The organism is Mesorhizobium waitakense, from assembly GCF_056431085.1.
The window spans coordinates 1-10,933 of the sequence record NZ_JBWKME010000146.1 but is presented as its reverse complement, the minus strand read 5'-3'; the positions used below and the strand labels follow the sequence as shown (position 1 = coordinate 10,933).

Genomic DNA, 10,933 nt, shown 5'->3' with positions numbered 1-10,933 from the left:
TCGCCATGCGAGCTGACAAAACCGACCAGAGCTTCGCAGCCTTCATCAATCTTGCTGCTGCCGTCATAAACTCACGATGAATCTCAACAAGCCTTAGGGCGGACGGCGGCGGAAATCGTTGCAAAGGGAGCGTTGCTTCCCATATTCCGGCCACGGGCTTGGAAATGCCATCAAAGCATTGTATTGAGCCGCCTCCAATTCACCGGTCGTGTCCGCGACCGGGTAGGGCCTTGCCAGGATAAACTATGGAAACCGTACTGATCGTCATCCATCTCATGGTCGTGCTCGCCCTTGTCGGCGTGGTGCTGCTGCAGCGCTCCGAAGGCGGCGGCCTTGGCATCGGCGGCGGATCCGGCTTCATGACCGCGCGCGGTGCTGCCAACGCGCTGACGCGTGCGACGGCGATCCTGGCGGCCGCCTTCTTCGCCACGTCGCTGACACTGTCGATCGTCGCCCGCTATGGCGAGAAGCCGATCGACATCCTCGACCGCGTGCCCGCGACATCTGACGGCGCCGGCAAGGGTGTGCTCAACCAATTGCCCGGCACGACCACTCCGGCGCCTGCCGGCAACAGCGCGCCGACGCCGCCGTCCGGCAATGATGCCGCGGCAACGCCTCTGGCCACGGCGCCTGCGGCCGGTTCGACTCAGCCGGCGACCAACGGCACCGCCCCTGCTGCACCGGCGACCCCGCAGGTCCCGAACCAGTAGTCTCCAGCGCCTGAAGCCGCGATCTGTTGTCGTTTGAACACAGTCGCGGCAAATGCAGCACGATCACGAAGATTCGAGTGCCTGCAATGTGGCGCGACGCTTGAGGCGTCCGCTCTTATTCGACTATAGATTGCGCGCGGCATTTCCGCGCCCTTGGGGGGCGCTGGGCGACGCCGTGGGCAACGAGCATAGAACGATCGGATCTTCGCCATGCAGCTTCGCAGCTTCATTTTCATGGGACTCTGCGCCGTACTCGGCATGAGTTCCCCGGCTTTCGCCGGCATGCCGGCCAATATGGCCGCACATCAATCGGCTGACACAACCAGTGCCATCAACGTCGCCGTCAAGAGTGATGCGGCGCAACTGAAGCTTCTCAAGAAGAAGAAAAGCCCGACACCGGACGACCTCGCCCAGATCAAGAAGATCGAGGCCAAGATCGTTGCCGACAAGGAAGCGGCCAAGGCCAAGGCGCTCGAAGCCAGGAAGCTGGCGATGCGCGAAGCAGCGAAGGCCAGGGCCGAGGCGGACCGGCAGGCGTTCCTCGCCAAGAGGGGCAAGACCGCGCCGGCAACCGACGTGGCCGACGCCACGCCTGCCAAGACGAAGACTGTCAAGATCATCGAGCCGATTGCGCCGATCGAGTCGGCTGAGCCGCTCCAGGCCGAAGCGATGAATGTCGCTTTGACCGGAAACAATGGCGAGCTGCGCAGCGAGGCCATCGGCCAGAAGCGGTCGAGCGGTGGTCTGTTCGCCGGCCTCTTCGGCGGCAGCTCCTCGTCTTCGGTTTCATATCTCCCCGAGACACGTGCGCTGGACCAGGCTCTCGCCAAGAAAGAAGCCAAGAAGCAGTTCAAGGTGAAGCCGGAGTTCGTGCCACAGGACGTGGAATTCACCGGCTACGATGCCGGCACCATCGTCATCGACACCAGCGCCCGCCGCCTTTACCTCGTCGAATCGTCTTCCACCGCTCGCCGCTACGCCATTGCGGTCGGCCGCGAAGGCCTTCAGTTCAAGGGTACGGTCGCGGTCGGCGACAAGCAGGAATGGCCGCGCTGGATCCCGACGCTGGACATGCAGAAGCGCGAGCCGGAGCACTATGGCCAGTACAAGGACGGCATGCCCGGCGGTGGCCAGAACCCGCTCGGCGCCCGCGCCATCTATCTCTATGACGGCAAGAAGGACACGCATCTGCGCATCCACGGCACCATCGCGCCGCAGTCGATCGGAACCAGCGCCTCCAACGGCTGCTTCCGCATGATCAACGAGCACGTCATGGACCTTTACAGCCGCGTCAGGGTAGGCACCAAGGTCGTTATCATCTGACGCCTGCATCTATCATGCCGAAGGGCCGGCCTTTGCCGGCCCTTTTGTTTTGACTTGCCCCTAAGCGCGTTGCGTTGAAACGGATTCAATCGACGCGCTTCAGTTCTTTGTTTTGTGCATGTCGTTGTCCCAAAAACTGCTTCGCGCTTTGGGCGACATGCATAGGGGTATCGCGCCTTCTTGGGAAAAAACCTTCGCGGCGGTTTTTTCTCTGGCGGAATCAATCCGGCCGCGTTAAGCGATGAATCCCATGGCGCGATATGTATTCATCACAGGCGGCGTGGTTTCCTCACTTGGAAAAGGCATTGCCGCAGCGGCCCTTGGGGCTCTCTTGCAGGCGCGAGGCTATCGCGCACGCATCAAAAAACTCGACCCCTACCTCAATGTCGATCCAGGCACGATGTCGCCGTACCAGCACGGCGAGGTTTTCGTCACCGATGACGGTGCGGAGACCGATCTCGATCTTGGCCACTATGAGCGCTTTACAGGCCGCTCGGCCAACCAACAGGACAACATCACTACCGGCCGCATCTACAAGAACATCATCGAGCGCGAGCGGCGCGGCGACTATCTCGGTGCCACCGTGCAGGTCATTCCACACGTTACCGACGAGATCAAGAATTTCGTCCTCAACGGCAATGACGACTATGATTTCGTGCTGTGCGAGATCGGCGGCACGGTCGGCGATATCGAGGCGATGCCGTTCCTCGAGGCGATCCGTCAGCTTGGCAACGACCTGCCCCGCAACAACGCCGTCTATGTGCATCTGACGCTGATGCCCTACATCCCGACGGCGGGTGAGCTGAAAACCAAACCGACTCAGCATTCGGTCAAGGAACTGCGCGGCATCGGCATCGCGCCCGACATTCTGCTGGTTCGCGCCGACCGCGCCATTCCGAAGGAAGAGCGCAGAAAACTGTCGCTGTTCTGCAATGTGCGCGAAAGTGCTGTGATCCAGGCGCTCGACGTGCCGCATATCTACGATGTGCCGATGGCTTATCACAAGGAAGGGCTTGATTCGGAAGTGCTGGCCGCGTTCGGCATCGATCCGGCGCCGAAGCCGCGCATGGAGCCCTGGCAGGCGGTGTCCAACCGCATCCACAATCCGGAAGGCGAGGTCACCATCGCCGTGGTTGGTAAATACACGGGCCTCAAGGATGCCTATAAATCGTTGATCGAGGCGCTTTCGCATGGCGGCCTGGCCAACCACGTCAAGGTCAAGCTCGACTGGATCGAATCAGAGATCTTCGAAAAGGAAGATCCGACGCCCTGGCTGGAAAAGGTGCACGGCATCCTGGTTCCCGGCGGCTTTGGCGAGCGCGGCTCCGAAGGCAAGATCCTGGCGGCGAAGTTCGCGCGTGAACGCAAGGTGCCGTATTTCGGCATCTGCTTCGGCATGCAGATGGCCTGCATCGAGGCCGCGCGGTCGCTGGCCGGCGTCGAGCATGCCTCATCGACCGAATTCGGCCCAACCGACGAACCGGTGGTCGGCCTGATGACCGAATGGCTGAAAGGCAACATGCTGGAGAAGCGCCGGGAAACCGGCGATCTCGGCGGAACGATGCGGCTCGGCGCCTATCAGGCCGATCTCGCCAAGGGCTCCAAGATCGCCGAGATCTATGGCGATACGCAGATTTCCGAGCGCCATCGCCACCGCTACGAGGTCAATGTCGATTACAAGGAGCGGCTCGAGGATTGCGGCCTGGTGTTTGCCGGCATGTCGCCCGATGGCGTGTTGCCGGAGACGGTCGAATACCCCGACCATCCCTGGTTCATCGGCGTTCAGTATCATCCCGAACTGAAAAGCCGGCCGCTCGACCCGCATCCGCTGTTCGCCAGCTTCATCGAGGCGGCAGTGGAACAGAGCCGGCTGGTGTAACGATTGCTGGCTGGCTAGAGCATGATGCCGGAAAGTGTGAAGCGGTTTTCGGACGACATCATGCCCTATCTCTTTGATTTAGAGGCGGATTCAGATTTCCGGTCGATTCGACCAGAAATCATCCGGCTCTAGGCGATGCAGACCTATGTCGCGCTGCTCTACAGCATTATCCTGGGCGAGGGACGGCGGGTCGTCATGACCGACCTGAAGGCGATGGCGGAAGACCTCGGCCTGAAGAATGTTCGCACCTTGGTTGCGACCGGCAACCTGGTCTTCGAGACGTCGGCAACGGCCGTCGCTGATCTGGAGCAACGGCTGGAAGCAGCCTTCGAAAAAACCTTCGGCCGGCATGTCGATATCATCGTGCGCGGTGCCGAGAACTGGCGGACGCTTGCCGCCGGCAATCCGTTCCCGGGCGAGTCGGCCGAAGCCGGCGACCAGGTGGCGGTGCGCGTGATGCGCAAACCCGCGCCCGTGGATGCTGTAGCGGCGCTCCAGGCCTATGCCGCCGCGGACGAGAAGGTGATGTCGGTCGGTGGCGACATCTGGGTTGTTTTTTCGCGTGAGCGGCCCAGTTCGCGGCTTCTGGCGGCAACGAGCCATAAACGTTTGGGCATCGGCACGTCGCGCAACTGGAACACGGTGCGCAAACTGGCCGAGATGGTCAGCGCATAGGATCCGGGGCGGCTTTGCGCCGCCCCGGACGATGCTTGTCAGGCCTTCGCGGTCTTGGCGTCAGCGCCCAAAGCCGCTGTGCGCAGCACGTAGTAGATGGTGCCGGCGATGCCAACGCCGAAGAACCAGCCATAGACACCCCACCAGGACGGCCGCCAGTTGGTGAAGTTGGGCAGGATCGACGAGAAGATGGCGCCGATGCCGGCGGCGATGAAGGCATTGACGTGCCAGCCGCCCTGGAAGCGGAACTCGCCGTCCTCGCGATAGAGTGCTTCGACGTCGACCTCACCTTTGCGGATCAGATAATAGTCGACCATCATCACCCCGAAGATCGGTCCCATCGTCGCGCCGATGATGTTGACGAAGGAGGCGGCACTGCCTTCCCACGGAGCGAAGGGGTAGAGCACCAGCGCGATCAACGCTGCGATGTAGCCGCCCTTCTTGAAGTCGATTTGCCTGGGAAAAACGTTCGAGAAGTCGAAGGCCGGCGACACGAAGTTGGCGACGACGTTGATGCCAAGCGTCGCCACGGCGAAGGTCAGGGCCGCAAGGGCTGCCAGGAACCAGCTGTCGAATTTCGCCGAGATCTGGTCGGGGTGCAGCAGCACCTCGTGATAGACGTCGTAGGCGGCAATGGTGGTGACGCCGGCGACCAGCGAGAACAGGATGAGGTTGACCGGCAGGCCCCAGATGTTGCCCTTGCGCAGCGACGCCTGATCGGGCGCATAGCGGGCGAAATCGCAGAAGTTGAGATAGAGCGCCGAAAAATAGGTCACCCAGATCGCGGCCACCGCAAACAGCGCGGTCCACGAGCCCGGCGTTCCCGGCACGCCCGCATCCTTGGTCTTCTCCAACAACACGTCCATTGGGATGTCGCTGGTGAAGGCGAAGGTCCCGGATTTGAGGCACAGGTAAATCGCCAGGATCAGCATCATCACCCAGACCGCCGGACCCGCCCAATCCTGGAAGCGGCGCACCGTCTCCAGGCCGCGCTGGATGATCAGAAGCTGCAGCGCCCAGATAACGACGAAGCAGATCACTTCCAGGCCGGAATGACCGAGGAAATGCGAGTTGGCGTTGAAATCGGCGAACCATTGCGAGCGGATCAAGAGTGCCACGATGGCGCCGGCGCGCACCAGCGCCGGTATATTGGCGCCCCAAATGCCGAATGAGGCGCGGGCGAGCACGGGGTAGGGCACGCCAGTCTTCACGCCGGCATAGCCGACCATGTTCATGAGCGCGTAGATGATCAGCGAACCGATGCCGATGGCGATTATGAAGTTGACGAAGCCGCGATCAGGTGAAGCACGCTGTATTGTCATTGCAACGTTCCCCTTTTGCAGCACGCGCCCTCACGCGTTGGCCGCACGCAGGGCAAGCCTGACGTTGGGGAACGGACAAGCAACCTATTTGCCGGCTTTGGCCTTAAAGATATTCAATGAGAACTGCGATTATCGAAGGGGCGCGATGGTGGGCCGTTTTGCGTTTGCCGGTCGAATGATTCGAAATTCGGCATATGGCGATTTTTTATGATTCCGCTTCTTTACACGGAACCAAACCGTGGATGGTGCGTTTCGTAAGGTTCGATCGCGTGCATCGCGGTCAACCGGGAGGAAATAATGGATTATCTGCACTTCTTTTCGCCTGTGCGGATTTCGCGCGGGCAGGGGTATCCTGCTGAAGAAATCGATAGTGTTGCCGAGGCAATGGTGTTCTTGAGGAAGTGGCCGACAGGACGGCGCGGTCCAGTCTATCAGTGCGCGCTCAATTGCTGCTCGGCCGCCCTGTCGGGCCAGATGTCGCCCGAGGAAGCAAGGAAAGCGTTCACAGGCTTTGCCCGCATCACGCGCCTTCTCGACGATGACATGGCGTTGCCGGCAGCCAGCGAAAGCATGGCAAAGGTGTACGCGCTGCGGCGGTAAGGGCCTGTTGTCTTGACGGTCATGCGAGGGTCTCGCGCCGTGACGGCGCGGGTCTTGGTTTGAGATGTGCGCTGACATCACTGGTCGAAAGCTCCTCCGGATCAGGCGTTTGCCTCTGGTGGCTCAGGTGACGGAATAACGGTCGATCACCCATAACCAGGTGCCGTCGCGTTGCCGACGGGCAACCTCGCTGGTCACGTCGCCATCGGGAAGTCGGGTCGATGTGAGGGCAAGGTCGCCGCAAACGAGCGCCGGCCGCTGCTCGCCCACGGCAAACTTCCGTCCTGACGCGACGATCTCGGCATAGTAGTTGTGGATGGCCTCCTTGCCGCGCAGCAAATTTCCGCGGCCACGGTCGATCACCGCATCGGGTTCGAATAAGGCCGTCATGCCGTCGACATCGCCCGCGTGCTGCCGCGAAACCAGCAACGGCTCCAGTTGCTGGGGATCGTAGACAGGTTCTCTGTCGGCTGTGTCGTCCATGCTGACCTCCGTACCTCATCTAGTAGGAACCTTATTGCAAAAGCTCTGTTCCATCCGTGGCAGATGAGGGAATTTTCTGGATCAGCGCCGCCATCGACGGACGAGGCTAGGCCGGGCTCGGCAGTTGACCGCGCGCGCCCATCATGGGGCGGCATCCCTGCATAGAAGCACGGCTCCGCCCTATCGTGCGAGCCTCTTCGCCAGGGTGTCCGTGAGGGGCCCGTGGGCGGTTCTGGTTGCGTGAAAACTCGGCGGGTGTCTACAGGCGTGTCGGACCGGGACTAGCGTAAGCAGGATGCACCCGTAGCTCAGCTGGACAAAGCGCTACCCTCGCAAGGTGGAGGCCACACGTTCGAATCGTGTCGGGTGCGCCAATTTGTGATGAGCATTCCAAAGCTTGCTGAGCGACGTCTGCTCCTGACCCTCAAAGCAGCCAATCGATTTGGGGTTGAGACGTCACCCTATGGCCCGCACCGGTCAGCTACGTACTCAGCTTCTGACCGGTCCATTCCGAGCCGTTGGAGTGATGTCGCGAAGCCAAAGAAGTCCGGCGGTCCGACGCCGCAAGCATCCCTCTTGCTTAACCGAAGCGACTGCCGTGGGCCCAACAGGCGATAACCACCAAGGGGTGCGCCGAACGTCGAACTGGTCTACGATGCAAAGCCGACCAAGCCCGGCCGACGCGGCGGCAACGCACACGCCGACTGGAAACAACGCCGACAAGTACGTCGCCGAAGTAACACTGTTGAGGATGTGCGGGCCGGCGCACGCGTTCAAGTTCATGGCTTCAGGTGGCATCCATCTCCCGACAGAAGACGCAGGCCGTATCAAGGCCATCCTTGATACGGCCGTTGACGGGATCATTACGATAGACGAGCGTGGTATTGTCGAGAACGCCAACCCAGCCACCGAGCGATTGTTCGGCTATCCACCTGCCGACCTGATCGGTCGCAACATTTCCATGCTGATGCCCTCGCCACACAGCGAGCGGCACGACGGCTACCTCGCCCGCTATCTGAGCACTGGTGAGGCGCGCGTGATCGGCATCGGACGCGAGTTGGAAGGCCTACGGCGGGACGGCACGACATTCCCGATGGAACTGGCGGTCAGCGAAGTCAGAAGCGGCGATCATCGGAGTTTCACCGGCATCATCCGCGATATCAGCGCGCGCAAGAAGGCGGAACTGGAGTTGCGCGAAAGCCAGGCGCGCATCCAGGCCATCCTGGAAACCGCCGTTGACGGGATCATCACGATAGACGAGCGCGGCTTTGTCGAGAGCGCCAACCCAGCCACCGAGCGATTGTTCGGCTATCCGTCTGCCGACCTGATCGGTCGCAACGTTTCCATGCTGATGCCCTCGCCACACCGCGAACGGCACGACGACTACCTCACCCGCTATCTGAGCACTGGTGAGGCGCGCGTGATCGGCATCGGACGCGAGCTGGAAGGCCTACGGCGGGACGGCACGACATTCCCGATGGAACTGGCGGTCAGCGAAGTCAGAAGCGGCGATCATCGGAGTTTCACCGGCATCATTCGCGATACTACCGCCCGCAAGCAGGCTGAATTGGCGTTGCTGCGGGCGGACGCCCTGAAGGATGAGTTCCTGGCAAATACCTCACACGAACTGCGCACACCGCTCAACGGCATCATCGGCATCGGCCAGTCGATGCTCGACGGCGCGACCGGGCCGCTCGATGCCGAGCAGTGCCGCAACCTTGGGATGATCGTGGCAAGTGGCCGGCGACTCGCCAATCTCGTCAACGACCTGCTCGATTTCTCCAAGCTGCGGCACGAGACGGTCAAACTGCATTGCGCTCCAACCGATCTTCACACTCTCACCGATCTGGTACTTGCCGTTTCGCAGACGCTGATTGGAAAGCGACCGCTCCGTCTGTTCAATCGTATCGACCCGGCCGGACCGCTGGCCGAGGTGGACGAGAACCGGCTGCAGCAGGTGCTTTTCAATCTCGTCGGCAACGCCATCAAGTTCACGCCCGCCGGCACCGTCGAGGTGTCCGCCAATGCGGTAGACGACTGGCTGGACGTGACGGTTTCGGACACCGGCATCGGTATAGAAGGAGAGCGCTTCGACGACATCTTCGGGATGTTCTCGCAAGGGGACGGTTCGATCGAACGCGAGCAAGGCGGTGCCGGGCTTGGGCTGGCGATCACCAGACAGCTCGTGGAGCTCCACGGTGGAACCGTCAGCGTCCAGTCTGAAGTCGGTGTCGGATCAAGGTTCACCGTAAGGTTGCCTCTCAGCGGGTCGACGCGCGCGAGCCTTTCGCCGCCGACCCGACCGGACCAGGTCGTCAGCCGGGTCGTCGACGACGTTCATCTGGCCGACGTCAACCATCCCGGCGTTGCGGCGAGTGCCAGCGGCACCGGGCACAGGATTCTCGTCGTCGACGATGAACCCGTGAACGTCCAGACGCTGGTCAATTATCTCACTCTGGCAAAGTACCAGGTGGTGACCGCAGCGAACGGCGAGGAAGCACTGGAGTACCTCTCTTCCGGCCAAACCTGCGATCTCGTTCTGCTCGACGTCATGATGCCAAGGATGTCGGGAATGGAGGTTTGCGAACGAATACGGCAGCGCTATTCGCCGGTGGACCTACCGGTGGTCCTGTTGACGGCCAAGAATCGCGTTTCGGATCTGGTCAACGGTTTCAGCGCCGGCGCCAACGATTACCTGACCAAGCCGTTCGCCAGCGATGAACTTCTGGCTCGCGTGAAAGTGCACCTGGAACTCGCGAAGATCAGCGACAGCTATGCGCGGTTTGTGCCGCGGCAATTTCTCCAGCAACTCGGAAAGGAGCGCATAACCGAGGTGATTCTTGGCGACCAGGTGCAGCGGGTGATGACGGTTCTTTTCGCCGACATACGCGATTTTACGCGGCTGGCCGAGAAGTTGTCGGCGGCGCAGACATTCGAGTTCGTCAACCAGTATCTGGGCGCGGTCGGTCCCGCGATAACGCGCAACCACGGCGTGATCGATAAATTCGTGGGCGATGCGGTCATGGCCCTTTTTCCCGGCCGGGCGGAAGACGCGATCGATGCGGCACTGGACATGTTTCGGCAACTGGAAACGTTCAACGGGGAGCGCGCTCAGCGAGGAGAACCGCGCGTCGAGATCGGCATCGGACTCCACACCGGCGTTTTGATGCTTGGAACGATCGGCGCTGCCGACCGCATGGACACCACGGTCATTTCCGATGCGGTCAATCTGGCGTCCCGGGTCGAGAATCTCACGAAGACCTATCATGTGCCGCTGATCGTCACTGAAGCGACGCATGACGAAATCAGCGATCCGGTAGCCTTTGCGTTGCGGCGGATCGACCGGGTGCTGGTCCAGGGCAAGTCCCAGCCGGTGGTCCTCTTCGAAGTGCTGGACGCGGACACCCCCGAGCGGCGTGCAGCAAAGTTGCAAAGCCTCCGGGACCTGGAGACAGGTTTGACCCGTTACGAGGCTTCCGATTTTCCGGGGGCTGTCGACTCGTTTGAACGAGCGCTGGCCATCTTGCCCACGGACACGGTTGCGCAGGTCCTTCGCGAGCGCGCGCAAGGCCTCGCTGCTACGGTCACTCCCGCCGCTCCCGGTGTGGCTCGCATGGCGAAATCGTGAACTGCGGACGAGCGCGACGCCGACCACCACCCCGAGACAGATTTCAGAAATCAATAGGCGTAACAATGACATAGCGGTACCCAGTTTCATCCTGTCGGGTGCGCCACTTCGGTATGAAACTGCGAACCTCGACGCGTTGCGCGAGCGCATGCAAATGGTCTCGCCAGTACATTCCATCTTCGTTCTGCAACTTGGCTACACGGCCGAAATAAACGCATATCCATGCCCCTCTTTGACTATTCTGCCGATGCCTGGTCGTCCTAGGTGTGGAGCCTCAACAGGTTGTCCCCGGTTATGGCGAGGCGACTGATAG

Annotated in this window: 7 protein-coding genes, 1 tRNA gene and 1 pseudogene; 7 read left to right on the top strand and 2 right to left on the bottom strand. The window is 61.3% G+C overall.

Annotation, left to right across the window (positions count from 1 at the left end):
- Window positions 1-245: 245 nt before the first annotated feature.
- The 4 genes from secG (at window position 246) to AC07FD_RS28570 (ending at window position 4,587) form a co-directional block, all read left to right on the top strand.
- A complete protein-coding gene (gene secG / locus AC07FD_RS28585; protein ID WP_478352568.1) occupies window positions 246-710 on the top strand; it encodes a preprotein translocase subunit SecG in 465 nt (154 codons plus the stop codon).
- A 210-nt stretch (window positions 711-920) separates the two neighbouring features.
- On the top strand, window positions 921-2,033 hold the full coding sequence (locus AC07FD_RS28580; protein WP_478352567.1) for a L,D-transpeptidase: 1,113 nt from the start codon (window positions 921-923) through the stop codon (window positions 2,031-2,033).
- A 241-nt stretch (window positions 2,034-2,274) separates the two neighbouring features.
- Window positions 2,275-3,912 (top strand): CTP synthase, encoded by a 1,638-nt coding sequence (locus AC07FD_RS28575; protein ID WP_478352566.1) that lies wholly within the window; start codon window positions 2,275-2,277, stop codon window positions 3,910-3,912.
- Window positions 3,913-4,047: 135 nt separating this feature from the next.
- Window positions 4,048-4,587, top strand: a complete 540-nt coding sequence (locus tag AC07FD_RS28570; protein WP_478352565.1) for a DUF1697 domain-containing protein — start codon at window positions 4,048-4,050, stop codon at window positions 4,585-4,587.
- Between the two features lie 38 nt (window positions 4,588-4,625).
- Here AC07FD_RS28570 and AC07FD_RS28565 read toward each other — a convergent pair.
- Window positions 4,626-5,876, bottom strand: a pseudogene (locus AC07FD_RS28565) (cytosine permease); the annotation flags it as partial.
- Between the two features lie 330 nt (window positions 5,877-6,206).
- Between AC07FD_RS28565 and AC07FD_RS28560 the strand changes: the two are divergent.
- Window positions 6,207-6,509 carry a DUF982 domain-containing protein gene (locus AC07FD_RS28560; RefSeq protein WP_477288674.1) on the top strand — a complete coding sequence of 101 codons (303 nt, stop codon included), beginning with the start codon at window positions 6,207-6,209 and terminating at the stop codon, window positions 6,507-6,509.
- Between the two features lie 123 nt (window positions 6,510-6,632).
- Here AC07FD_RS28560 and AC07FD_RS28555 read toward each other — a convergent pair whose 3' ends face one another.
- The gene (locus AC07FD_RS28555) at window positions 6,633-6,992 is read right to left on the bottom strand and encodes a YybH family protein (RefSeq protein WP_478352564.1); all 360 of its coding nucleotides are present in this window, start codon (window positions 6,990-6,992) and stop codon (window positions 6,633-6,635) included.
- 297 nt (window positions 6,993-7,289) lie between these two features.
- Here AC07FD_RS28555 and AC07FD_RS28550 point away from each other — a divergent pair.
- Window positions 7,290-7,366: transfer RNA gene (locus AC07FD_RS28550), tRNA-Ala, on the top strand.
- A gap of 224 nt (window positions 7,367-7,590) precedes the next feature.
- On the top strand, window positions 7,591-10,620 hold the full coding sequence (locus tag AC07FD_RS28545; RefSeq protein ID WP_478352563.1) for a PAS domain S-box protein: 3,030 nt from the start codon (window positions 7,591-7,593) through the stop codon (window positions 10,618-10,620).
- The last annotated feature ends 313 nt before the right edge of the window (window positions 10,621-10,933 follow it).